Below are 23677 nucleotides of genomic sequence, written 5' to 3' on the forward strand. Positions count from 1 at the left end.
ATGATTGAATTGATAAAGCCATGCTTAATTTCCTTTATGTTTTAAACCTATTTACACACAAAGTATAAATAGAAGTGACTAATCATTAAGAGCGACCACATTAAGAAAAAACTAAACTTTATTTTGATTTTATTTATTAATACAGCCGAAATAATTACATAGCTACCAAACTAGATGCAGCTTTTAAAAAGGCTGAGTAACCTTTTTTATTTTTATCCGAGCTCTGTCTAAACAAAAACAGCCGCATAAAAGATGCAGCTGTTTTGGTATTTTTTAATCGATTACTCGGTTTATGTAACCTATCGTTAAGCTATTAACGAAGAAGTGAACCAATCATTTGTGTTGTGCTGTTAGCAGTACTAAGTACAGAAATACCTGAGTTCATAAGCAACTGTTGCTTAGTCATATTAGATGTTTCAGCAGCAAAATCAGCATCCATCAGTGTAGACGCTGCCGCTTGAGTATTTTCTTTCATGTTCGTTACGTTATTCATGGTATGGTCAAGACGATTCATTGATGCACCTAGGGCTGAGCGGGCCGTGCCAATTGAATCAACTAACGTATCAACAAAATCAAGCTGAGCCTTTGCATCTGCTTGGTTATCAATACGACCATTACCTGATGGCGTAGCTCCTGTTGAGGCCCTAGCCGCCAACTGATTAATAGTTCCTTGAACTGATTTATCTGTAGCCGTACCATCAACATACAAAGTAGCACCGATATCAACTGACAATGTTTCTGCTGTACTTGAACCTACTTGAAACGTAACTGCTGTAGCAAATTTACCTTTATCTGCTGCCAATGCTGCGTCTGCATTAAATAATGCTGTTCCACCAAATGACGTATTATCCATAATACTATTTAATTCAGCAGTCAAAGCAACATACTCAGAACTTATCGCTGTATATTCATCATCACCATTTGTACCATTGGCAGCCTGTGTTGCTAGCTCTTTCATGCGGTAAGCAATGTTAGTCATTTCATCAAACGCGCCTTCCGCTGTTTGCATCATCGACATGGCATTGTTTGAATTATAAAGTGCTGCTTCTTGGCCGCGTACTTGTGCGTTTAAGCGTGATGCGATTTGCAGACCCGCTGCGTCATCTTTTGCAGAGTTAATTTTAAAACCAGAACCTAAACGCTCAAGCGCTGTTGATAAATCGTTGTTGCTGCGACCAAGCTGGTTTTGAATTGACATTGAAGCCATATTCGATTGAATTGATAGAGCCATGTTTAGTTTCCTCTTTGAAGTTGTAGTTAAAGTAATTAGTGGAGCTAAATCACTTTCTAATAACTAAGAGCGACCAATTATGAGAAAAGATAAACATTTTTCTAATTATTAAAGTTAGCCCTTAAATTACAGGCGATAATGAAAAAGATGACGTTAAATTTAAATTAACTGACCGTTAATTTAGTGAGTATTGCACCATGTTACGAGTTATGTTTGCTTGTGACATAATTGCAGCCACACTATTTACCCCTGGGCTTTGCATGTGCTGTTTAACCCCTAAACTTACAGCAAGCAATTCATCTGTATTGGCTAAGGTACGAGCAGCATCGAGTTGATCTAGCTGGCTTTGCAACTGTTGCTTTTGTGCCTGAATTTTTATTAAGTTGGCCTTTAAATGGCGCTGTGCACTTTGAATTTGTTCGCGGTGCTGTGCAATACTGGCATTTTTGTCTGCTACTTTAGCAAGTTCATTCAGTGGATTATCTAAATCATTAAGCTGCAACGAAATCGGGTTACCCGCCGCAACACGTACACCTTGACCACTCATCACCCAAGGTTCTAAAAGTGGAGCCGCATTATCTTTTTGCGCACTAAAAAGCAGGCGGTTTTCACGGTTGAGCTCAACGTTTATATGATGTGGTGCAAACGCATTTTGAATAGCAGTTAAATTGGTTTTTTCGTCTTGATAGGCAGGTAGTTTTAAACTTAATGATTTACCCGAACGCCCCATTACTAACTGGATATTTTCTTCATGTGGACGCGCGCTAAGCAGGTCTATATTGGCATTAAGCTGTTTGCTAATAGCACGATTTGGGTCGGTTATTTTTAGTTGAGAATCAAGCCCTGAGCCTTTTTTACTTGCGACATTTTGTAATGACGCTATTTGAACTTTAATCTTTTGTTGTTGCATAGGTTGTGGCTGAGAGTTAGCTGCCTGAGTGTTTAATTGTTGTGCTAACTTTTCAAGTCCCATATACAAATTTCGTATTGTGCTTTCACTTTGCTCGGCTCTAGCCAAGGCTTGACTAAGCGCCCCACGCTGTGCCCAATCAGTCAGTACTTTAACTTGCTCCTCTCTGGCAACAATTTTGTTTTTCCACAAATTGTTAGCAGAATCTTTTGTTGATGTAACGAGTGCATCCGATTTATTGGTATTAACCAAGTCAATTGCTTGTGCCTTTTCGCTACTTTTAACCAGCATAGTTAGTTCCTGAAAATATTATAATTTTTAAATGTATGAAAACAATGAAAGTTTGCTTACTGTTGAGTAAACCTGCATCGATGACTCATACGCCGCCATTGACTCTTTCATCGAGATAAACGCTTCAGGGTAATCTACAGCACTTAAATCATCCTGTAAATTCACCGTAAACGTAGTGATATCTTGATTACTGGTAGTAATAGAATCAAGCGACGCCATAGTAGAACCAATTGTAGTCACTTGGCTACTAATAGTACCTAAAAAGTCTGCTAATTTATCTATCATCACCCGTGATTGATTGCCAACGCCACCTGCCGGTGGATTATTTACATCAACAAGATAGTCTTGCATGGCATTTAAAAAGCCGGCACCTGGGTCTAAATCATCACCCACAATATTATTTTTTACACTTGAGTCATCAGATACAGCAACTTCTCTGACAATATCGTCACCGGTATAAACGTAATTACCCGTGGCATCGATTTGAAATGGTTGTTCATCGGTTTTACTGCCTGAAAAATAATACTTTCCGTCGCTATCTGTTGCATTAAGTAAATCAACAATCGCTGGAAAAGCCACACTCATTTCTTGGCCAAGCGCTTTAATTTCTGCCTCACCCATCGAATCATCAGCTGCGGTAGTAAGTAAACTCTGTAAGGAATATATTTGGTTAACAATACCAGTCAATTGTACTTCTTGTTGACCTAGTGAAAAGTTAACTGCGTCCATATTGGTTTTGTATTGCTCTAGCGATTTAATTTCTGAACCTAAATTCATAATCATCACAGTGCCAAGTGGATCGTCAGACGGCTTAAGAATACGCTTATTGGTTGCTAATTGAGTCGACTTTTCGTTAAAATTTTCAGTATTAATTTGGATGTTTTTTATTGAATTTAAATGAAGCTGATGACTACTTACTCGCATAACATTGCCCCCTAAAACATTTGCAGTAAAGATTTAAACATTTGATCGGCGGTGCTGATCACTTTGGCATTGGCACTATACATTTGCTGAAAATGCATTAAGCTTGCCGCCTCTTCATCAAGGTTTACACCACTAAAGCTATCACGCGCTGCGATGGCATTTTCACTTAAACTCGTAGCGGTAGAGATACTACTTAAATTTTGCTTACTAGTAATTGCCAGTTCACCCACTAATAACGTAAATTTATCGCCTTTTCCTGCCATTGAGGTAACGATATTAGCAATGTTTGAATTATCACCAGGCCCGGAAGTACTACTGTCTTTAAAACCAAGCTTATCGGAAGTGATAACAGGGTTTATCTCGATCGTCCCTAATGGGTTTAGTGGGTTGTAAGTAAACAATGCTTCACCAGGGTCGTTATTTAAATCAAAACCACTTTGTAATGCACCGTTCATATCATCAGCAAGGTCGGAAACTAAGCTGTTTAAGGTTGCAAGAGTTGGTTTTATTACATCATTATCAACGCTTATTAAGCCACCAAATTGACCACCAACGTTTTTATCAAGAGTAAATTTCTGGCCAATAAATTCACTTGTAACTGTTGTGCCACTGACCGAGATTGATGCAGCTTTACTGCCTACTACTAACGGGGCACCACTTGAGGTACTAATATCAATAAAGCCATTATCTCGTTCAACAATAGATACACCAATATGCCCTGATAACTGGTTTACTAAGCGCTCGCGATTGTCTTTTTGCTCTGCGGTTGATTGATTATTCGCTGTTGCTACCCCAATACTGCTGTTGATTTCGGCTATCTGTTTCGTAATCGATGACACACTTAGTGCCACATTGCTCATTTGCGCATTGAGTTTAGTTTCTTGGCCAGCCAGTGCGCCATTAATCTGCGCAAAATCTTGCATAAGCCCTTCAACTGAGGACAAAAACTGCTGTCTAAAAGCCTGTGAGTCTGGCTTGGTCGTCGCTGCATTCAATGCATTGGTTAGGCTTGCAAGGGAGTTATTTAAGTTTAACGAGTCGGTACCAATTATTTGCTCAATAAAGCCTAGGTATGACTGTTTGTTTTCATAAAAATTGGTATCGGAATTAGTACGCCAAATATCGTCATTTAAAAAGGCGTCAACAACCCGATCAACCGATGCCACCTCAACCCCACCTAAATATACATTAGAGGTTTTAAATTGAGCTTGCTGACGCGAGTAACCTTCAACGGCTGCATTCGCCACATTTTGCCCTGACACAGTCAGCGCAATATTAGCCGCATTGAGGCCGCTTAACGCGTTATTTAACATAGACATAATTAACTACCTAATCGTATTAGCATTCAATGGCTGAACAAATGCCGACCCCGCATAAATATCATAGCTTTGGGTTGGCTCAACGCTTTCAGCACCTTTATGTTGATCATTAGCGACCAAGCTTTGGCTATTCTTAAATGTATTTTCTATGGGAGCAATTTTCTCATCAAACTGCTTAATAATCGCTTCGGCTAAACCCAGTTGATGAGTTGACGCTAAATGCTGCGCTGTTTGAGCATTATGCATATCTCTAAATTGCGCTTGCTCGTTACTATTAAAAAAACCATTGTCACCGGCCATAGTTTTGGTGGTGCTATCCATACTTTTTAATACCAGCTGTAAAAAAATAGCTTCAAACTGCTCTGCTGCCTGTTTAACGCCTGCCTCACTGTTGCCAGTAATGTTTTCAAGATGGGTCGGGTCAATCGCTAATGACTGAGATAATTGGGTTGATGACTCTATTTTCATGGCTATTTCCTTTAAATAACTAATAGCTCGGCTTCTAGAGCCCCAGCATTATCAAGTGCAATTAATATCGACATAAGCTCGGCTGGCGTTGCGCCAAGTGCATTTACCGCTTTTACAATTTCATCTAATGAGGTGCCTTCAGGCCACAACAGCATATTTTTTTGTTGTTGATCTACTGTGATATCACTTGATTGCGTGGTCGTAGTTTGACCATTTGAAAACGGCCCAGGTTGCGACACTTGCTCTTGCTCACTGATGGTAATGGTTAAATTACCATGGTTAACCGCCGCTTGATTAACTCGCACTGTATTGTTCATTACGACAGTACCGGTGCGACTATTAAATACAATTTTAGGACGCTCAGAGCCTTGCTCTACCGTAATATCTTGTAGCATCGACATAAACGTGTTGCGACTATTGGCATCAATTGGCGCACTAACCACTAAACGTGCCCAGTTTTCAGCAATAGCGACATCAGGCCCAAATACTTTATTAATAGCACGCACAACATTGCGGGCAGTTTGATAATTTGGATCTTTTAAATTAAGAATCACATCGCTTTGACTTTCATATATAGCCGTAACACTGCGTTCAATAATAGCGCCATTAGGAATAAGCCCCGAAGTAGGCACATTAACAGTCACCGAGGAGCCACTTTTACCGCTAGCATTAATGCCGCCCACCACTAAATTACCTTGTGCTAGCGCATACACTTTGCCATCAACCCCTTTTAAAGGGGTCAACATTAAGCTGCCACCATGTAAGCTTTTTGCATCGCCTAATGAGTTCACAGTTACATCAATGGCTTGACCTGGGCTTCCCATGGGCGGCAACGTAGCATGGACAGCAACAGCCGCTATATTTTTTGATTTTGGTAATCGCTCTTCATCTACAGAGACACCAAATTGCTTTAGCATATTACTTAGCGATTGGCCGGCAAATTTCACTTGGGCTTTATCACCCGACCCCGGCAAACCCACTACTAAACCGTAACCCACCAGTTGGTTTTCTCGCACACCTAGCACATCAACAATATCTAATAATGGACGTGCTTTGGCGGTCACAGTTGCAGGCGCTAACAGGCTAAAAAAGCACACTAGCATTAATAGTAAATATTTCATTAAAACCTCAGTAATCCCTTAGAACGGGTTTAAGAATCGGGTAAATAAAGTGGTAAACCAACCTGGACGATTCGCATCAGCCAATGTGCCTTTGCCGGTATAGCTTATTTGCGCTTCAGCAATACGAAGCGACGAAACACGGTTACTTACATCAATATCGCCAGGGCGAACTAGCCCTTCAATTTCAATGTATTCGTCACCTTGGTTGAGCTTAATTTGCTTACGCCCTTTTATAACCAGCGATCCATTAGATAAAACATGATTAACCCGCACAGTAATAGCGCCACTCAGGAAGTTTTGTTGGCTGGCGCTGCTTTCCCCGTCAAACTTGGCACTCGAGCCTATACCCAAATTAAAATCAGCTACGTTGAGTGCACCAGCAACCGGCACAGCAACATCAAAGTCGGTGCTTTTATCTAAACTCGAATCGGCGCTTTTACTTGATTGCATGCGCTCGTTAAGCACCACAGTTAAAATATCGCCAACTCGGTAAGCACGTTTATCTGCATACAAAGAAAACATATAGTTATCTTGAAATAAGCTACCATCTTGCTGATTCAAACCCTGTGCATAGGCATCTTGGCTTATTTCATAGTCTTGAACTGATTTTTGAGTGGTGTTTTGTGGACATTTAACTTCCCCATACACCACTTCGCATTCCACCATTTGGGTTTTTGACGGGGTATTGCTACAACCAGCAACACCCAAAAGCAGCAAAAATAATGTTAACTTATTCATCATAATCATACGTTTTGGTTTATAAAGCGCAGCATTTCATCTGCCGCAGAGACCACTTTAGCGTTCATCTCGTAAGCGCGCTGTACGGCAATCATGCTTACCATTTCATCAACAACGCTCACGTTTGAGCCTTCAATAGTAAATTGTTGCAAGCCACCAAAAGCATCTTCACCGGGGATGCCTTCGACAGGTTCACCCGATGCCGCTGTTTCGCGGTACAAGTTACCACCTAAGCTTTGTAAGCCTGCAGGATTTGCAAAATTAACTGTTAACATTTGACCTAACTCAACCGCTTGCGCATCTTTACCCACTACCGCAGTAACGGTGCCGTCGGTGCCAATACTCACTTTAGTGGTGCCCTCTGGTAGCGCAATATTTTGTGCCAATGGTAAGCCGTTGCTGTTTACCAGTAATGACTCGGAGTTAAGCTGAAACTGACCGTTACGGGTAAATAATAACTCGCCGTCAGGGCTTTCAATTTGAAAAAAGCCTTGCCCTGCAATGGCCACATCTAACTGATTGCTGGTTGTTTCAAAGCTACCCTCGGTAAATTGCTTTTGCGTACCGTTAATACGAACACCAGTTCCGACCTGAATCCCAGATGGCAGCTGATTAAGCTCATCTACTTGCGCGCCAGGCTGTTTTTGTACTTGGTAAAATAAGTCTTCAAATACCGCTCTGTCTTTTTTAAAACCGGCAGTGCTTACGTTCGCTAGGTTATTCGATATTGTTGTCATTCTTAAATCTTGCGCTGCAAGACCGGTTTTACTCACCCATAATGCTGAATTCATGTTTGGCTTCCTATTTACCCACGTCCACTGATGAGCTTATTACCGCTGGTCGCTAATTCGTCAGCAGACTTCATCATTTTTACGTTCATTTCAAATTGGCGACTAATATTCATGGTTTTGATCATTTCAGCCACGGCATTCACATTAGAACCCTCTAAAGCACCCGTTCTTACTGTGATTGTTTCGTCGGCCTCAAGCGGCTGTAAATCGTTAGCTCTGAGTAAGCCATCAGCACCTTTAATTAAATTTGCATCGGTGCTGGCTAATTTAATTTGCGCATCTTCTGCAATTACACCGCCGCCAATGGGGGTTAGGTTGATCATGCCGTTTGAGCCAATTTCAATATCACCAAATTCAGGGAGTTGAATATCGCCACCGTCACCTTGCACGCGGCGACCATTAACAGTAACAAAGCCGTCGGCATCAACCACTAAATTACCCGCACGGGTATAAGCCGGTTCGCCATTGTCATCCATCACCTCTAAATAACCGCCATTGCTCAGTGCTAAATCAAGATTACGGCCAGTATCCATGATTGGCCCTGAAGATAAGTCAGTAGTTACTGGTGTTAGTTGCGCGTGGTAACGAGTACGAAAGCCCTCGCCTTGTACCATCATTGATTGCGCTTGCTCTAAGTCGGCCTTAAAGCCTACGGTGCTAACATTTGCTAAGTTATTTGCAGCAACGCGTAAGGCGGTATTATTAAGTTCAGCACCCGAAACGGCGGTATAAATTAACTTTTCCACGCTCAGCTTCCTTAGGTGTTACTAAATAAAATTTGCATCATTTCATCAGCACTGCTGATGGTTTTAGCATTTGCTTGGTAATTTTGTTGAAATGACATTAAGCCAACCAGCTGTTCACTAATATCAACATTTGAGCCCATAAATGAACCCGACAGTAATTTACCCAGTGAGCCACTTTCTGGCTCGCCATAAAGTGCAGAGCCTGACTCTTCAGTTTGATACCACACGGTATTACTGCCTTGCTCTAAACCATCAACATTCGCAAACGAGGCAAGTACAACCTGACCTTGTAATTTAGATTCACCGTTAGTAAATGTTGCAAATACACGGCCGTCGTCTTCAACTTTTACACCAGAAAACGCCCCTGAGGTATAGCCGTTGGCATCGTTTTCGTTAACACTGAAACTTGAACCAAACTGCGTTGTACCATCGAATTTAAGCGCGATATTTAATGCTGCTGCGCCACTGGTTATTTCTGCATTACCTGGCGTTGAAGTAATAGGCACCTCTAAATCAACCGCCGTTAAGTCGCCTGAAAACGGCACCATTTGGCCATCGGTATCAAAGTTAAGTGTAATGGTACCGGCGTTAATTGAACCACCCGCACCATCATCAATAGCTTGAGTACCTGTCGTCGAACCAAGCGCTGAAAGCTGAGCTTGAGTAAGGGGTTTACCATCTAAGAAAAACATCGCTTGCCATTCGTTGCTACCCGTATGGTTAAAATACTGGGTCATTACATGGCTGTTACCTAAGGAGTCGAATACTTCGGTAGATTGAGAAAAGTTATATTGACTACCATCTTTAGGATCAAATACCGCAGGAGCTGTTGGATAAGCAATCACGTCGCTAGAAGAACTTAAGTTACCGTTAAAATTAATGTTAGTACTAGCTTGCGCTTCTATGTTTGAGGCTTCAATTTTTAAATCGGTTAATACACCCGGTACAATTGTCGGGTCACCACCATCAACTTGAGACACGCCAAAACCTTGTAGTTTGCCGCCGTTGGCATTAACAATATTTAAGTCGTTATCTAACTGAAACTGGCCTGCTTGGGTGTAAGCCGTACGGCCGTTTTCTGATATGGCAAAAAAACCTTGGCCATCAATAGCAATATCCAGCGCATTACCGGTGCGCACAATTTCACCACCGGTGACAAAATCTTCTTTAACATTGGCAACTTTAACACCGCCGCGTTGACTGCCGTTATACACTGCAGCAAATTCTGCGGTGTTATTTTTATAACCAGCAGTACCTGAGTTAGCAATATTATTACTGGTTACTTCTAATCCTGTTTGGGTACTTTTAAGACCACTTAATCCTATATTGAACATAGACATATTATTTATTCCTCTTATTTATGCCACTTGATTAATTTCAGTGATACCAAAATTACCCAAACCATCGACTTGCAATAAAATATCTTCTAACGATTTACCTACAGAAACACGCTCAACCTCACCGCTTAGCCAAGTATCAAGCTGCTTTGGTACCTCTGCTGTAGTGGCATACGCTCTCACTGCATACGCACCGGCTTCTTGGTTTTCAAATTCAAAACGCAATGAACCGACTCCAGAATAAGGCAGTTGTTTTTCTTCAACTAATTCACCATCTTGGTTATAAAGTTGCACAGTGACAGAGTCTGCGGCTTCCCCTAAATTAACCATGCCAGAGACACTGCCATCTTGTTCAAGGGCAATACTGCTTGCTTGTACATCAACCGTTTGGCCAACCATATTAGTGGCTTCAAGCACCGCTAAGCTGCTCACATAATCCAAGCCGTCGGCGGTGTTTTGGCGAATGCTTTGTAACGACTCAACATTAGAAAACTCCGCAAGCTGGCTCACATACTGAGTGCCGTCCATAGGTTGTAATGGATTTTGATTACTAATTTGCGCAACAAGTAACTCTAAAAACATGGTCGACATTTCATCTGCTGAGCTATTACCGGCAATATTAGTGGTGCTTTTTGCCCCGTCGGCTGCGCTTGGAACGGCTGAATTAACTTGCATAATATTATTGTCCTAACTTAAGAATGCTTTGCTGCATGCTATTTACACGCCCCATAACTTCAACAGATGTTTGGTAGCTGCGACTTGCAGACATCATATCGGCCATTTCTTCAAGTGCATTCACGTTGGAGTAAAATACATAACCATCGTTGTTAGCAATTGGGTTATTTGGCTCGTAGCGCTGCTCTACCGCACGGTTTGACTCAGTGATCCCTAATACATCAACCGAGGCTGAAATTGATTGGCTGTCTTGTGTTTGTTTGTACAAAGCAGAAAATACTGGTTTAAGTGCCTTGTAAGCGTCGGCTTCTGAACCGGCTGCGGTATCGGCATTGGCTAGGTTAGATGCAATGGTGTCGAGGCGAATAACTTGAGCGCGCATGGCGCTGCCGCTAGCGTCATAAATTGAATTAAAAGACATTATGATTTCCCTGAAATAACTTTATGTAAGCCATTTATTTTCATATTTAAAAAGGTCAAACTGGTTTGAAAATCCATACTGTTGCTGGCAAATTTTGCTTGCTCAATATTTAACTCAACAGTGTTGCCATCACTTGATGGTTGATAAGGAACGCGATATTTAAGTTCATCCGTTTGTACACCAGCAAAATCAACATCTCTGTTTTGCGAAAAACTGGATGAGACACTTTGCATAATTTGACGGTAATCTACATCTCGAGATTTAAACCCAGGCGTGTCAACATTAGCCAAGTTACTGGCAATGACTTCTGCTCTGTCTAACCTTAATTTCATTGAAAAAGGGTGAACACCTAACGCTTTATCAAATAGTTCCATTGTTGCCTCTAATTTTTGTTTCTTGTATGCTTTCGCGCTTCGCATACACTTTCTACCTTGTGTATAACAACCTTTATGCCAACTTTTAAAAGTATATTTTTTCAATGACTTACATAAAAAAAGAGCAAAAAACAGCCCAGCACACGGAAGCTAAACTTCCCCAATGGAAGCGATGGTTTTTCCGCTCACTTTTAACTATTGGACTACTGCCAGCTCATACTATCGCCACCCCCATTAATTTTGATAAAGAAATTCAGCAGTTTTTGCACAGTGAAATTAAGAGCTATTTGCGCTCGGTTAATTCGCAAAGTCAGCGACAAGATATAGAATTATTTATTCCTAAAGGCAGCGAAAATTTAAGCTGTGATGAATTGCAAATCACTCGCTCACAAAGTCACACGCCACCCGCAGGCAGAGTAAGTGTTTCTGTATCTTGCCCATCGCCTGCTTGGCGTTTTAGGGCCAGTGCTAAAGTAAGTGTGTGGATAAACCTAGTAGCTGCCAAACACACTTTAAACCGAGGTAAAGTGCTTAATAAGCAAGACTTAGAATATAAAAGCGTGGATTTAGGTAAGCACCGCCACCAAGGCGAAACAGGTATTGACCAGCTAGTTGGACTTACCGTTAAACGCGAGATTGATAAAGGCACGGTAATCTCCACCCGATACCTAGAAAAGCAGTATTTAATCAATAAAAATGAGCATATTTCACTGCAAATAAATACCGCAACTTTCTCAGCCAATGTTAAAGCCATTGCTCTTGAAGATGGCCAGCTTGGTGAGGTTATTAATGTAAAAAATTTATCATCAAAAAAAGTAGTTCAAGGTAGAGTAATTGCGCAAGGCGTGGCAGAGGCGACATTTTAAAAAATGTCGAAATAAAAGTTAAGTAATGCTTGTACTTGGTCGCTGATATAAACTAAGCAATATAAATTCGATAAACGAATTAGGTAATAAACAATGAATATAAGTGCAATAACAACCACTGCGGTTGATCAAAGCCAAAAAACAAACCAGCGTTCTTCACTGGATGCAAAACCAGAACAACAACCTGTAGCGACTAAACAAGAGCAAGCAAACTCAGTGAGTGCATTAAGTAAATCAATAGACTCAACATTTCAAGATTTAGCTGCAAAGCCAGACGTTGATATGGATAAAGTAGCCATGATGAAAGCGGCAATTGCCAGTGGTGAATTTAAAATTAATATTGATGAAACCGTTAACGCTATGGTTGAACTTCATAAAAAATGAAAACTGTAAAAGAGTATATTGTAAGTCTGCAACAAGACATTACTAAGCTAGACGCGTTAATTGAATTACTTGAAACGCAATACGAATTGCTAAGCCAACGTAATGTGCAGCTAGAAACACATAATAAAAAAATGCTCGGCTTTTTAGAAAGCTTAAATGAATCGCACAACCAGCGCGATGGCTTTTTGGTGAGTTTAGGCTTACAAGGTGGCAAAGAAGGTTTAGCACAATTAACCGCGCTTCTACCTGTTGATATAAACACCCTTACTACTAAGCTATTGCATCAGCTTGAGCTAAAAACTAAAACCTGCAAAATAATGAATGAACGCTCAGGGCAATTACTCTCAAGCCAGCGTCGGTTGTTACAGCGTTTAACTGGCGGTGAAAACAAACAAGCTTACCCAGAAATGCCTTTATAAATACGTTACATAAAGGCATTTTCTTGTTTAGTCACTTTGCGCTATGTTTTTACTTTACTCCTATTATTACCTTTTAAAACCCTATCTTGAGTCCAAAAATAGTTATTCCGCTAAAACTAAGTATTATTAGCTTTTGTGCAACTTTGCGGCTAATTGTATTTATAATAAGCAAATAGCGGCTAACGTCACCTTTATTAGACTAAAGAATGATTGCTGCTGAATCTGCTGATTTTATGACCTTTTCGCTATTCTGCATGACAAGATCACACTGTAAAAACAGAACAATAAACCACTGAATTTAAAGATCTTTTAAATTTAACAAGCCAGTTACAACACATCCCTTTGCTATTTTTGTTAACACTTACAAAGCGTTAAACTGGGCTATGCACGACCTTTTGCCTAATTACAATCTGTAGCAAGCTGTTTTACCCTGCGCACTCAACGTTCATTTGCTTTGTAAAAGCTGTATTTTTATTTTGAGTTAGCAACTAAGTTGCAGGAGAAGTCATGACCACCAAGCCGCTAGATGATAATTCATCTGATGCTATACCAGGAGCGGATACTCAAACCGTGTCCGATAGCTATGAAAATCTTCATAAACCCAGCTCTGAGTTTGAAAGCCGCGACGCTTATCTAGAGCACGAACTGCAAATTATGCAGCCAAAACGCTGGCGTCCAAATTTACCGTTTAGAGATTATCGCTTTGAATTTGAAGACACCATTCCAGCAATGGCCGCTACTATAGGTAAAGTAGTAATGGTAGCAGCCATTGCTGCCACGTTTGCAGGCCCTTTGGGTTTAAGTGATGGCTTTGTACTTGAAAACGTACGCTACGAACTTTTAATTGTTTCGCTATTTATTTTACTATTTTCTGGCTTTATTTTACCGACCGCTAACTTAGCGGGTACTCATGGCCCACTCATTCCATTAATTCCTATTGTGGTTGCCGCAGGCGGACACCCTATGGCCTTTGGTTTGCTCATAGGAGCCTTTGGATTGATATTAGCATTTAGTAAAGGCGGCAGTCTCATGGCCAAGCTCACCAGTAAAGGAGTGTGTGGTGGCCTACTTCTTTATTTGGGCTTTGTGGGTACCATTTCACAAGTTAAAAAGCTGTTTGCATGGGCTGAAGAAATTCAAATGACCCATATTGCCTTTATCGTAATCTTAGCCACAATTTTACTTTATGCTTTATTGGAGCATTACAAAAAACGCTGGTTAGCCGTGCCACTGAGCTGTTTAATTGGTGGTTTTACTGCTTTTGCATTGGGTGCACCGTTTGAGTTTCATACTGCACCGGGCTTACCAAACATGAACCCTATGTACTGGTGGGGCGAAAACACCGGCTGGATGCTTGGCTTACCAACAGCTGAAAGCTTTGTAGTTGTACTTCCTTTTGCAGTTTTAGCGGTTGCTATGTGGTCTCCTGACTTTTTAGGCCATCAAGTATTTCAAAAAATTAGTTACCCTGAGCGTACTGAAAAAGTACAAATGAATATTGACGATACCATGCTTAGCGCATCAACAAGACAAACCTTTGGCTCGCTTTTAGGCGGTGCTAACTTTGCGTCATCTTGGGGCACTTACATTGTTCCTGCTGCTATTGCAAAACGCCCTATTCCTGCAGGCGCAATTTTAACTGCGTTATTTTGTATTATCGCGGGTGTTTGGGGCTATCCAATGGACTTAGCTATTTGGCAGCCAGTATTGTGTGTTGCATTAATTGTAGGGGTGTTTATTCCACTACTTGAAGCGGGTATGGAAATGACCCGTGAAGGTAAAACCACCCAATCAGCCGCCATTGTGGTGTTTGCATCAAGCCTAGTAAACCCTGCATTTGGTTGGTCATTAACTATGCTACTTGATAACTTGGGCCTTATTGGCTGTAAAGAAAGAAGTGCTGATTTATCGCGAATGAGTCGCTGGGTCATCCCACTTATAATGTTTGTGTTATTAACCGGTGTAATGGCACTGGTAGGTATGCTGCCAGGCATTCCTGCGCTAATGCCAAGCTTTAGACATTAATTCCTTTATTAAACAGCAAAGCGAGCTTTAATAGCTCGCTTTTTTATTGTACTTATAAAAAACCAGCACAGTGTACTTGCAATAATCCCCCTTGAAGTAACAGCCCCTGAAGTGACAGTCCCTGAAATAATTACAAGCCACCCTGCAGAATTTTTATAAAGCTCGCCACCAGCTAAAAAGCTTTACACACCAAAACATCATAACTGATTGATATATAGTTAAAACTTAATATTTCACTTTCTGGTATAGGCTTTGCACCTTTATAAGTGAACGTTAAAAATCATTTTATTAGTAACGCTTTTAAAATGAAAAATCATCACTCTTAATAAGGAGCTAATTATGAATAGCGATCGTATCGAAGGAAACTGGAAAGAACTTAAAGGTAAAGCGCAACAAAAATGGGGCGATCTTACCAACGATGATTTAGATAAAATTGAAGGTAGCCGTACCGAGCTTGTTGGTAAAATTCAGCAAAAATACGGTAAATCGAAAGAGGAAGCCGAGCGCGAAGTAAATGACTTTGAGAAAGGTCATTAATATAAAGCGTGTTAACAGCTTTACTTGCTAATAAAAAACCGCCAATTGGCGGTTTTTTTGTATACCTTAATTTTAGGAAGGTTTTGCTAATGCTAACGCTTCGCCAGCAAGTGCAAAAATATTTTTAAGCATTAATTGCAAAATATGTCTAATAGAAGCGTAAGTAAAAGAAATCACCTGAAATGGATAGCCACAAAATGTCAGCATATGCCCTAAAATCCCTTTTACATCTTTAGTACAATTTTTAGAAAAATCAATGCTATCAGCTAATGCTTTAGCTATCTGATCGTATACTGTGAGAGCGTTCGAAAAATGATTTTGTATTGCATATAATTTACCAGTATCACGTAAATGAGTAATTAAAGCTGCACCAATTTTCCGAGCCCATTTAGAGGTGCGGCTACATTCGAGTCGCCTCTCATAATCAAGCCTTACCTCTTCTTGAATTCGTTTTTCCATTCCCTTGTTAATAGCAGAATAACTTTTGAAATTGCTTGCTGTATGCAAATATCCTGGCGTCTCCTTAGTCATACTATGTGCTTTTGGAGTAATGGTGGCAGCACCGTGTAAAATATATTCTTGCTCCGTATGCATAAATGGCCACACAGGCACTAAAGGAACAGGGTCGGCTGCATGTACACAACGATAAATGCTGTTATCTGTTGCGGACTCAGTTTTTACTGCAAAACTATTATAACCAACTCGCGGCGCACCAAAAGTATATAATTTTACATTCGCTCCAAAACGTTGCTTTAACCAGTTAGCAGCTAAGTTTGCTAAAGCACCACCTAAACTATGACCTACAACATGGATGTTTAATTTTTTCTTAGTGCTTTGTTTAAAGTATAGCTCTAACTGATTTTTAAAGGAGTTAAATGTATGGTTGAAGCCTGCATGTACAGGTTGGTCATTAATGCAAGTACTTAAACCACAATGTAAATCAGTAACAACATCACGGATTTTAGCCGTGCCACGTAAAGCTAAAACATAATCATCTTCATATGCACCCTTCTTACCTTTTGCAATACAGCCAAAATTGGTCGAGTGATTAAAAACTCGTTCAAGAATAGAACCACTTACACCTTTTATAGATTCTGATTCGAATGAAAATAAAGAGCTAATCCTTTCAAAATATGGGTTAGCTCTCAAGCCTCTTTTATCAAGGCTTTCGTATGAGATAGCAGCAAAGTTAGCAGCTATTGCAGGGCTTAAAACATTCATCAATATTTCCTTATAATTTAGGTTTTGTTTTATTAATTATCATCCGTCTCAATTTCAGAAAGGTCGAAATAAGCATTTTTTTCCACTACTTCAAAATCATCAGACCAACGACAAATACTTAAAGCTTCAAATTTATAGCCTTCAATTTTCTTATTCTCAAATTTAAAAAGAACCTTTTCATCAGTGGTATCAGCTATTAATTGCCTTAATTTTTTTGCATATTCCTCTCGGTATTTAGCGCCTGACAATCTGGAACCCCAAAGGCAATATTCTTCATAATTGTAGGATAAATAAATAGCTTGAGAAGTAAAAATCTCAGCAAGCGGGACTGCTGGTTGATTAGAGCGGATATTAATTTCAGGTAGTAAGAAACTTCCGTTCTTATCCGTGTAAGTGAAATCTTCAGCACATTTGCCATCAGAAAAATTTAATACTCGGTCTATTCTCACATTAGATAAAGGCTTGCCCTTTTCACTAACTTGGCCTTTCACCTCAGGGCACAAGTGCACTTTGTAAGCACCAATATGATTACCAAACTTTTTAAGTGTCGTTAAAAATGACATAAACAAGAAGCCTTAAAAATAGGCCGTGAACATTTTGTGGAGGGTTGCTACATGATTCCCTATAAGCTTAAATATTCACATGCCTTTGTAAATAGACCTCATATGATAGACAAGCCTATATAAAATACAATAATTAAAGCTTCAGATGTATAGGTTAAAGGAAGTTAAACCGAGCGCGAAGTAAATGACTTTGAGAAAGGTCATTAATATAAAGCGTGTTAACAGCTTTACTTGCTAATAAAAAACCGCCAATTGGCGGTTTTTTTGTTGGTAAATAATAGAATCACTAGATTTAACATATTCGGTAATTCTTTGAATTAACCAGCCTGTTTATTATTTGAAATCGACGTCAAAAGTTCAGATATCAGTTGCCTATCTATCTGAGCATTTTTTTCACTCAGTTTATGAATAAACTCTAAAGGTGTAAGCCCATGTGATTTTTCTTTAATAGTAATACTCGCGCCTTTATCCATTAAAAGTTGCACTAAACCAAAGTCATTAAGCAAAATAGCCGAGTGTAGAGGTGATAAACCATCTATGTGACTTAACGTATTTACTTTGATTCCTTTAGAAATAAAGTATTTGATATAAACATCGCGCTTATCTATATCTTTAATTTCAAATAAAAATGCTAGACCAGCGCCTGATTCAAGTGATTCAATATCACTCTTATCTGCTCTATAATTAAGTAAGTAATATTCACAAGCGTCACTTGGGATGTAATGAGTATTCTCATCAGCGCTGCAAATAATAACATCTTCAATATCACTATTAATGAGCGAATATAAAGCAACTGCAGAATATCCAACAGATAATAAAAGTAACAAATAAATATTAAGCTTTTTCACCTCTACCCCCAAATTACTTTACTGTTAGCATCACTGTATGCAAGCATAACGAAGTGATTATTTACAGAATTAAGCTCAATCTTATTTATTTAGCCAGCGCTAACTTCACTGCTGCTTCGGCATGTATTTTGGTGGTATCGTAAAGCGGAACCTGCGTATGTTGTGGCTTTACCAACAAGGCGATTTCAGTACAGCCTAAAATAATGGCCTGCGCGCCTTGCTCAAATAATCGCTCTATAATGCGTATATAATCAGCTCGCGAATCTTCATCAATAATCCCTTGGCATAACTGCGAATAAATAACCTCGTGCACTCGCTTTCGCTCAATAGGCTCAGGTATCAATACCTCAATGTTATGCTTATCGATTAAACGCTCTTTGTAAAAGTTTTGCTCCATTGTAAATTGCGTTCCCAACAACCCTACTCGCGTAATGTTATCGTGCTTTAGTTGCTCGGCGGTGGCATCGGCAATATGCAAAATAGGAATGGTAATATTACTGGCAATCTCATCGGCCACTTTATGCATGGTGTTGGTACAAATAAGTAAAAAGTCAGCACCACCAGCCTCTACCGATTTAGCTGCCTTGGTAAGTAACTTAGCTGTTTGTTGCCAATCGCCTTGATGCTGTAGCGCTTCAATTTCCGCAAAATCGACGCTCACCATACAAATTTTAGCACTATGCAGTCCACCCAACGAGTGTTTAACGCCTTCGTTTAAAACTTTGTAATAGCTGGCTGTTGACTCCCAACTCATACCTCCGAGCATGCCGATTGTTTTCATAGCTAGTTCCCTCTCTCGATCGCAGTTTACGTTTCACAGTAAGTTAAAAATAGCCGCTCTTCACTAGAAACTTAATTAGCTTTATTAACTGCACTGATAACAGCGTCAGACAATAACAACTTTTCATCTTTATATACTTCAAGCCAACCAGGTGGCGATGTATCGCTGCCAATAATAGTAACGTGTAATATGTAACTATAGCGTCCGTTTTTAAACGTATAGTGATGATTGCCGCCACTACCTTCAAAGGTAATATCACCATTGATTAAAACGATATCAGGCTTATAGCTTGGGCTTTTATCAATGCTCCACGACGCATAACGGAAGTTTCCATCGCCTAAATCATCAATGCGAACTCGGTATTTTGCTGTGTCCCAATCAAGTATTGGTTTTTGAAAGGTTTTAATACTTGAATGGAGTGATTGTTTATTTTGAGCGATTAACTTTTCTGCATGTGCTTGCTCAGTGGTATTTTGTGTATTCACAGCAATAACTTTGCCGTCTGTGTCTACCCACATTACGCCGTTATAGAGCATAATGCCGCGCCAGCCCACTTTATCCCAATCGGTATTAATATTAGAGCTGCCAATAATAGTAACAAACTCATCGTCAAACACTTCATCAAAGCGGTTAATAAATTCAGCTTCATTTTTAATATCAGGTATGGGATATAGTCGTTTTAGCGGGTAGCGAATAAGTGCTGCAATCGCAGCTCTATCCTGCGTTTTAAAAGCAGCAATAACAGGTAAAACACTCTCGTGATACTTTTGCTCAAGCGCATGTATATTTGATGCGAAAAATAGAGGTAGGCAAAGTAATATATAATTTAGATACTTCATTAATAGTCCTTTATTTAAAGTTATTGAGAATGCATTGTATAAAGGTAGGTAATACCTGACACTAAGTGAAAATATAAGGTCAGAAGCAACTTTATAAAAATATAATGTATCTTAAGGCTTTAGGTAGCCTTAAATTTCTAAATTACAACTTTGGATTTTCTAACTTTTTTAATAAAAGGTTAAATACATTTTCTTGAATGCCTTCTAAATATTCCAACCATTCATTATCATACTGAATATTAAAAATGTGATCATAATTATTTTTTTTACTTATATTATCTGATAAAACTTTAAATTCTGACGACCAGCTAGGATCCATTTTATCAAATCGCCGCTGATCAATAGTATCCATAAGCCTTTCAACATCATTTGCTAATTTATACAATTTTTCAAAATCACCTTCTAATATTTTATATTTATCTGGAGAAAAAAATCTTAGGCGTATTACAGAGTTAGACAATTTATTATGAGCGATTATAAACTTTTGATGAAACTCTAGTGTCGACTTTAAAGAACGCTTCCACTTCTCCAAGGCAATATCTTGCTTGTCTTTTGAAGAACTACTGAATGACTCCAAGCAACTTTTCGTTTCTAGTTGATATAAAGTACAATACATCCAGCTGTGGAAATATTCTCCTTTTACGCAACTAAGTATTTCGAATCTTTCATATGCCCCATCAATCCGTTTTCGACTCTTATACTCAACAATTGCGATAATCACGGCATAAATAGTTCCCACTCCCCCAATCCAGCTACCCAAATCAGGCCAAAAATTAGAATGTCCATTAGAGTGGTAGAGGATTTCATAAGCACCTATAGAAGTAATAAGAAGAGCAATAAGTGTCATTAATACAAATTTCTTTCTATTCCAAAGCCCTGTAATTTTATCCCTCAAAATAACTAATCCTTATTTAAATAACTTACAAATACACCTGCCGCTTGAGTAACTAAAATTTCATTTAGTTTTGGCGACTAATAGTTTCAAATTATTATTACTAAGCAATTGCTTCATATAAGTTTTTCAACGTTTACCTAATATTAATTCAGTTAAAGAGAAATCACCAATAGTGCCTGCATAACCATATTATATGATTTCAACTGATTGTTCTTAAACAACGTAATAAAAGTAAAAAACGAGCCTAACTTGGCTCGTTTTTCTTTTACTGATAGCTGACAGCTAAAAACTGACCGCTTCAACTTTTGACCGCTGATCTTTTACTCCGGATCATACCCCAAGTTAGGCGATAACCACCTTTCAGCCTCTGCGATCGTCATATTAGTTCGCTTGGCGTAGTCTTCTACCTGATCCTTTTGCACAGCCGCTACAGCGTAGTATTTCGCTTGTGGGTGTGAGAAGTACCAACCCGAAACCGCGGCCCCTGGCCACATGGCGTACGAGCTGGTGAGCTGCATACCAATACGTTTTTCGGTATCGAGCAACTGCCAAATTTTCTTTTTCTCGGTGTGCTCTGGGCACGCTGGGTAACCCGGTGCTGGGCGAATACCTTGGTAGTTTTCGCGGATTAGCTCATCGTTACCTAGGTTTTCATCAGGTGCATAACCCCAATACTCTTTTCGCACCTGCTCGTGCAAGTATTCAGCAAAGGCCTCGGCAAGCCTATCAGCAACCGCTTTTACCATTATTTTATTATAGTCATCTTGCTGTGCATCGAACGCGTCAGCAAGGTCGTCTTCTTCTAAGCCACCTGTTACCGCAAACGCACCAAAGTAATCTGGCGTGCCTTTTGGCGCAATGTAATCAGCTAAACAGTAATTAGCAAAGTCGGTTTTTTCGGTTTGTTGGCGTAAATGACATGAGGTAGTTAATAGCTCTTTTCGCGTTTCATCGGTGTAAATTTCTATGTCATCGCCCACGCGGTTTGCAGGGAATAAACCAATTACACCTAGTGGTTGCAAAGTGCCTGATTTTTCAAGGTCGTCGAGCATATCGTTGGCGTCCTTAAATAGGCTTTGTGCTTGTTCGCCCACTACTTCGTCAGTCATTATGCGCGGATATTTACCGGCGATTGACCAGGTCATAAAGTACGGCGTCCAGTCTATGTATTTGCGTAAAGTCGCGATTGATACATTTTTAAACTCAGTCACGCCCAGCTTTTTAGGCACGGGTGGCGTGTAGTTATCCCAATCGAGTTTTGCAGCATTATCGCGGGCGCGCTGTATGGTAACTGGTTTTGAGCGCGGCTTTTTGCGTGCTTGTTGTTCGCGTACTTTGTCGTACTCGGCGGTGGTTTTAGCTAAAAACTCTGCTTTATGCTCTTTTGATAATAAATTAGACACCACACCCACGGCGCGGCTGGCGTTATTTACATACACCACGCCTTTGTCGTACTGCGGCTCTATTTTCACTGCGGTATGCGCTTTTGAGGTGGTTGCCCCACCAATCATGAGTGGTAGCTCAAAGCCACGACGCTTCATTTCTTTGGCAACGTGTACCATTTCATCAAGCGATGGGGTAATTAAGCCCGAAAGGCCTATAATATCGGCTTTTTCGTCAATCGCGGTTTGCAGTATTTTATCTGCTGGCACCATTACCCCAAGGTCGATTACTTCGTAGTTATTACATTGTAGTACTACGCCAACAATGTTTTTACCTATGTCATGCACGTCACCTTTTACGGTAGCCATAACAATTTTACCATTGGTGGCGCCTTCCTCTTTTTCGGCTTCAATGAATGGGTCGAGGTAGGCGACCGCGCGTTTCATTACACGGGCCGATTTAACCACTTGGGGTAAAAACATTTTACCCGCGCCAAATAAATCCCCAACCACGTTCATGCCGTCCATGAGTGGCCCTTCAATCACGTGAATAGGTTTATCTGCGCCAGCACGGCACTCTTCTGTATCTTCATCTATAAAGGTGGTTATGCCTTTTACTAGGGCATGCTCTAGGCGTTTTTCAACCGACCAAGTGCGCCATTCTAAATCTTCTACCCGATCAGCTTGTGCCATGCCCGAAAACTTGGGTGCTATTTCCACAAGTCGCTCGCCCGCGCCTGGGTCGGTGTTAAGTATTACGTCTTCTACGGCTTTGCGAAGTTCCTCGGGGATGTCGTCGTAAACCGCAAGTTGCCCTGCGTTTACAATTCCCATATCCATGCCCGCTTTTATAGCATGGTATAAAAATACCGAGTGAATCGCTTCGCGTACCGGATTATTACCTCTAAATGAAAACGATACATTTGACACCCCACCCGAGACTTTACAGTGCGGTAAGTTTTGCTTAATGCGGCGGGTGCCTTCAATAAATTCTACGGCGTAGTTGTCGTGCTCTTCTATACCGGTGGCAACGGCAAATATGTTGGGGTCGAATATAATGTCTTCTGGCGGGAAGCCAATTTCGTCGACCAAAATACGGTAGCTGCGCTCACAAATTTCAAACTTACGATCGGCGGTATCGGCTTGACCTTCGGTATCAAACGCCATCACAACAGCGGCGGCGCCAAAGCGTTTTATAATTTTAGCTTGGCGAATAAACGGCTCTTCACCCTCTTTAAGTGAAATGGAGTTAACAATGGCCTTGCCTTGAATACACTTTAAGCCTGCTTCTATAACTTCCCACTTTGAGGAGTCGACCATTATAGGTACTTTAGAAATATCAGGCTCTGAGGCAATTAAGTTTAAAAACTTAACCATGGCGGCTTTTGAGTCCAGCATGGCTTCGTCCATGTTGATATCAATAACCTGTGCGCCATTTTCTACTTGTTCGCGGGCCACATTAAGGGCGGTCTCGTAGTCTTCTTCCATGATCAAACGTTTAAACATGGCCGAGCCAGTTACGTTAGTACGCTCGCCGACATTGGTAAATACTGCAATTTGTTGGGTCATTG

At 40.3% G+C, this 23677-nt stretch carries 25 protein-coding genes; 5 read left to right on the plus strand and 20 right to left on the minus strand.

Features of this window, described 5'->3' with window-relative positions:
* Nucleotides 1–313: 313 nt before the first annotated feature.
* From CWB76_RS03780 to flgB, 13 genes are all read right to left on the minus strand, one after another.
* Entirely contained in the window at nt 314–1231 is a 918-nt protein-coding gene (locus tag CWB76_RS03780) for a flagellin N-terminal helical domain-containing protein (RefSeq protein WP_138605563.1), read from the minus strand.
* A 175-nt stretch (nt 1232–1406) separates the two neighbouring features.
* Entirely contained in the window at nt 1407–2432 is a 1026-nt protein-coding gene (locus tag CWB76_RS03785; protein ID WP_138605565.1) for a flagellin, read from the minus strand.
* Between the two features lie 27 nt (nt 2433–2459).
* Nucleotides 2460–3356, minus strand: coding sequence for a flagellar hook-associated protein FlgL (flgL, locus tag CWB76_RS03790; protein ID WP_138605567.1), 897 nt, complete (start codon nt 3354–3356; stop codon nt 2460–2462).
* 11 nt (nt 3357–3367) lie between these two features.
* On the minus strand, nt 3368–4675 hold the full coding sequence (gene flgK, locus CWB76_RS03795) for a flagellar hook-associated protein FlgK (RefSeq protein ID WP_138605569.1): 1308 nt from the start codon (nt 4673–4675) through the stop codon (nt 3368–3370).
* A 6-nt stretch (nt 4676–4681) separates the two neighbouring features.
* Nucleotides 4682–5143 carry a rod-binding protein gene (locus CWB76_RS03800; protein ID WP_138605571.1) on the minus strand — a complete coding sequence of 154 codons (462 nt, stop codon included), beginning with the start codon at nt 5141–5143 and terminating at the stop codon, nt 4682–4684.
* A gap of 11 nt (nt 5144–5154) precedes the next feature.
* On the minus strand, nt 5155–6264 hold the full coding sequence (locus CWB76_RS03805) for a flagellar basal body P-ring protein FlgI (protein WP_138605573.1): 1110 nt from the start codon (nt 6262–6264) through the stop codon (nt 5155–5157).
* Nucleotides 6265–6282: 18 nt separating this feature from the next.
* A complete protein-coding gene (locus tag CWB76_RS03810; protein WP_232735466.1) occupies nt 6283–7005 on the minus strand; it encodes a flagellar basal body L-ring protein FlgH in 723 nt (240 codons plus the stop codon).
* A 2-nt stretch (nt 7006–7007) separates the two neighbouring features.
* Entirely contained in the window at nt 7008–7793 is a 786-nt protein-coding gene (gene flgG, locus CWB76_RS03815) for a flagellar basal-body rod protein FlgG (RefSeq protein WP_010391154.1), read from the minus strand.
* A gap of 14 nt (nt 7794–7807) precedes the next feature.
* A complete protein-coding gene (locus CWB76_RS03820) occupies nt 7808–8539 on the minus strand; it encodes a flagellar basal body rod protein FlgF (protein WP_055011654.1) in 732 nt (243 codons plus the stop codon).
* A gap of 11 nt (nt 8540–8550) precedes the next feature.
* Nucleotides 8551–9879 (minus strand): flagellar hook protein FlgE, encoded by a 1329-nt coding sequence (locus tag CWB76_RS03825; RefSeq protein ID WP_138605577.1) that lies wholly within the window; start codon nt 9877–9879, stop codon nt 8551–8553.
* Nucleotides 9880–9897: 18 nt separating this feature from the next.
* On the minus strand, nt 9898–10551 hold the full coding sequence (locus CWB76_RS03830; protein WP_138605578.1) for a flagellar hook assembly protein FlgD: 654 nt from the start codon (nt 10549–10551) through the stop codon (nt 9898–9900).
* 4 nt (nt 10552–10555) lie between these two features.
* On the minus strand, nt 10556–10972 hold the full coding sequence (gene flgC, locus CWB76_RS03835) for a flagellar basal body rod protein FlgC (RefSeq protein WP_010391144.1): 417 nt from the start codon (nt 10970–10972) through the stop codon (nt 10556–10558).
* Nucleotides 10972–11391: a flagellar basal body rod protein FlgB gene (gene flgB, locus CWB76_RS03840; protein WP_010391142.1), complete on the minus strand. Its 420-nt coding sequence runs from the start codon at nt 11389–11391 to the stop codon at nt 10972–10974. Before flgB ends, flgC begins: the two co-directional genes overlap by 1 nt.
* A 59-nt stretch (nt 11392–11450) precedes the next feature.
* Here flgB and flgA point away from each other — a divergent pair, with 59 nt between their 5' ends.
* From flgA to CWB76_RS03865, 5 genes are all read left to right on the plus strand, one after another.
* Nucleotides 11451–12212, plus strand: a complete 762-nt coding sequence (gene flgA / locus CWB76_RS03845) for a flagellar basal body P-ring formation chaperone FlgA (RefSeq protein WP_138605579.1) — start codon at nt 11451–11453, stop codon at nt 12210–12212.
* A 93-nt stretch (nt 12213–12305) separates the two neighbouring features.
* Nucleotides 12306–12596 (plus strand): flagellar biosynthesis anti-sigma factor FlgM, encoded by a 291-nt coding sequence (flgM, locus tag CWB76_RS03850; protein ID WP_010391138.1) that lies wholly within the window; start codon nt 12306–12308, stop codon nt 12594–12596.
* Nucleotides 12593–13015: a flagellar export chaperone FlgN gene (flgN, locus tag CWB76_RS03855; RefSeq protein WP_010391136.1), complete on the plus strand. Its 423-nt coding sequence runs from the start codon at nt 12593–12595 to the stop codon at nt 13013–13015. Before flgM ends, flgN begins: the two co-directional genes overlap by 4 nt.
* Nucleotides 13016–13522: 507 nt before the next feature.
* Nucleotides 13523–15040 (plus strand): DUF3360 family protein, encoded by a 1518-nt coding sequence (locus tag CWB76_RS03860; protein WP_008464416.1) that lies wholly within the window; start codon nt 13523–13525, stop codon nt 15038–15040.
* Between the two features lie 339 nt (nt 15041–15379).
* The gene (locus tag CWB76_RS03865) at nt 15380–15577 is read left to right on the plus strand and encodes a CsbD family protein (protein WP_010391132.1); all 198 of its coding nucleotides are present in this window, start codon (nt 15380–15382) and stop codon (nt 15575–15577) included.
* A 72-nt stretch (nt 15578–15649) separates the two neighbouring features.
* Here CWB76_RS03865 and CWB76_RS03870 read toward each other — a convergent pair whose 3' ends face one another.
* The 7 genes from CWB76_RS03870 to metH form a co-directional block, all read right to left on the minus strand.
* Entirely contained in the window at nt 15650–16798 is a 1149-nt protein-coding gene (locus tag CWB76_RS03870; RefSeq protein ID WP_138605580.1) for a lipase family protein, read from the minus strand.
* 32 nt (nt 16799–16830) lie between these two features.
* Nucleotides 16831–17361: a DUF6795 domain-containing protein gene (locus tag CWB76_RS03875; RefSeq protein WP_138605581.1), complete on the minus strand. Its 531-nt coding sequence runs from the start codon at nt 17359–17361 to the stop codon at nt 16831–16833.
* 317 nt (nt 17362–17678) lie between these two features.
* Entirely contained in the window at nt 17679–18209 is a 531-nt protein-coding gene (locus tag CWB76_RS03880) for a hypothetical protein (protein ID WP_138605583.1), read from the minus strand.
* An 85-nt stretch (nt 18210–18294) separates the two neighbouring features.
* Nucleotides 18295–18990, minus strand: coding sequence for an aspartate/glutamate racemase family protein (locus CWB76_RS03885; RefSeq protein WP_138605585.1), 696 nt, complete (start codon nt 18988–18990; stop codon nt 18295–18297).
* A 71-nt stretch (nt 18991–19061) separates the two neighbouring features.
* Nucleotides 19062–19829, minus strand: a complete 768-nt coding sequence (locus CWB76_RS03890) for a hypothetical protein (RefSeq protein ID WP_138605587.1) — start codon at nt 19827–19829, stop codon at nt 19062–19064.
* Nucleotides 19830–19971: 142 nt separating this feature from the next.
* Nucleotides 19972–20724: a hypothetical protein gene (locus CWB76_RS03895; protein WP_138605589.1), complete on the minus strand. Its 753-nt coding sequence runs from the start codon at nt 20722–20724 to the stop codon at nt 19972–19974.
* 320 nt (nt 20725–21044) lie between these two features.
* On the minus strand, nt 21045–23675 hold the full coding sequence (gene metH, locus CWB76_RS03900) for a methionine synthase (protein WP_138605591.1): 2631 nt from the start codon (nt 23673–23675) through the stop codon (nt 21045–21047).
* Nucleotides 23676–23677 lie beyond the last annotated feature (2 nt).

The sequence above is a fragment of the Pseudoalteromonas sp. S1609 genome (assembly GCF_005887255.1).
Classification (GTDB): Bacteria; Pseudomonadota; Gammaproteobacteria; order Enterobacterales; family Alteromonadaceae; genus Pseudoalteromonas.

What these genes read in the sequence shown, in the direction of transcription:
- CWB76_RS03780 (WP_138605563.1), bottom strand. Translation starts at nt 1,231, where the DNA reads ATGGCTCTATCAATTCAATCGAATATGGCTTCAATGTCAATTCAAAAC.
- CWB76_RS03785 (WP_138605565.1), bottom strand. Translation starts at nt 2,432, where the DNA reads ATGCTGGTTAAAAGTAGCGAAAAGGCACAAGCAATTGACTTGGTTAAT.
- flgL (WP_138605567.1), bottom strand. Translation starts at nt 3,356, where the DNA reads ATGCGAGTAAGTAGTCATCAGCTTCATTTAAATTCAATAAAAAACATC.
- flgK (WP_138605569.1), bottom strand. Translation starts at nt 4,675, where the DNA reads ATGTCTATGTTAAATAACGCGTTAAGCGGCCTCAATGCGGCTAATATT.
- CWB76_RS03800 (WP_138605571.1), bottom strand. Translation starts at nt 5,143, where the DNA reads ATGAAAATAGAGTCATCAACCCAATTATCTCAGTCATTAGCGATTGAC.
- CWB76_RS03805 (WP_138605573.1), bottom strand. Translation starts at nt 6,264, where the DNA reads ATGAAATATTTACTATTAATGCTAGTGTGCTTTTTTAGCCTGTTAGCG.
- CWB76_RS03810 (WP_232735466.1), bottom strand. Translation starts at nt 7,005, where the DNA reads ATGATGAATAAGTTAACATTATTTTTGCTGCTTTTGGGTGTTGCTGGT.
- flgG (WP_010391154.1), bottom strand. Translation starts at nt 7,793, where the DNA reads ATGAATTCAGCATTATGGGTGAGTAAAACCGGTCTTGCAGCGCAAGAT.
- CWB76_RS03825 (WP_138605577.1), bottom strand. Translation starts at nt 9,879, where the DNA reads ATGTCTATGTTCAATATAGGATTAAGTGGTCTTAAAAGTACCCAAACA.
- CWB76_RS03830 (WP_138605578.1), bottom strand. Translation starts at nt 10,551, where the DNA reads ATGCAAGTTAATTCAGCCGTTCCAAGCGCAGCCGACGGGGCAAAAAGC.
- flgC (WP_010391144.1), bottom strand. Translation starts at nt 10,972, where the DNA reads ATGTCTTTTAATTCAATTTATGACGCTAGCGGCAGCGCCATGCGCGCT.
- flgB (WP_010391142.1), bottom strand. Translation starts at nt 11,391, where the DNA reads ATGCGAAGCGCGAAAGCATACAAGAAACAAAAATTAGAGGCAACAATG.
- flgA (WP_138605579.1), top strand. Translation starts at nt 11,451, where the DNA reads ATGACTTACATAAAAAAAGAGCAAAAAACAGCCCAGCACACGGAAGCT.
- flgM (WP_010391138.1), top strand. Translation starts at nt 12,306, where the DNA reads ATGAATATAAGTGCAATAACAACCACTGCGGTTGATCAAAGCCAAAAA.
- flgN (WP_010391136.1), top strand. Translation starts at nt 12,593, where the DNA reads ATGAAAACTGTAAAAGAGTATATTGTAAGTCTGCAACAAGACATTACT.
- CWB76_RS03860 (WP_008464416.1), top strand. Translation starts at nt 13,523, where the DNA reads ATGACCACCAAGCCGCTAGATGATAATTCATCTGATGCTATACCAGGA.
- CWB76_RS03865 (WP_010391132.1), top strand. Translation starts at nt 15,380, where the DNA reads ATGAATAGCGATCGTATCGAAGGAAACTGGAAAGAACTTAAAGGTAAA.
- CWB76_RS03870 (WP_138605580.1), bottom strand. Translation starts at nt 16,798, where the DNA reads ATGAATGTTTTAAGCCCTGCAATAGCTGCTAACTTTGCTGCTATCTCA.
- CWB76_RS03875 (WP_138605581.1), bottom strand. Translation starts at nt 17,361, where the DNA reads ATGTCATTTTTAACGACACTTAAAAAGTTTGGTAATCATATTGGTGCT.
- CWB76_RS03885 (WP_138605585.1), bottom strand. Translation starts at nt 18,990, where the DNA reads ATGAAAACAATCGGCATGCTCGGAGGTATGAGTTGGGAGTCAACAGCC.
- CWB76_RS03890 (WP_138605587.1), bottom strand. Translation starts at nt 19,829, where the DNA reads ATGAAGTATCTAAATTATATATTACTTTGCCTACCTCTATTTTTCGCA.
- metH (WP_138605591.1), bottom strand. Translation starts at nt 23,675, where the DNA reads ATGACCCAACAAATTGCAGTATTTACCAATGTCGGCGAGCGTACTAAC.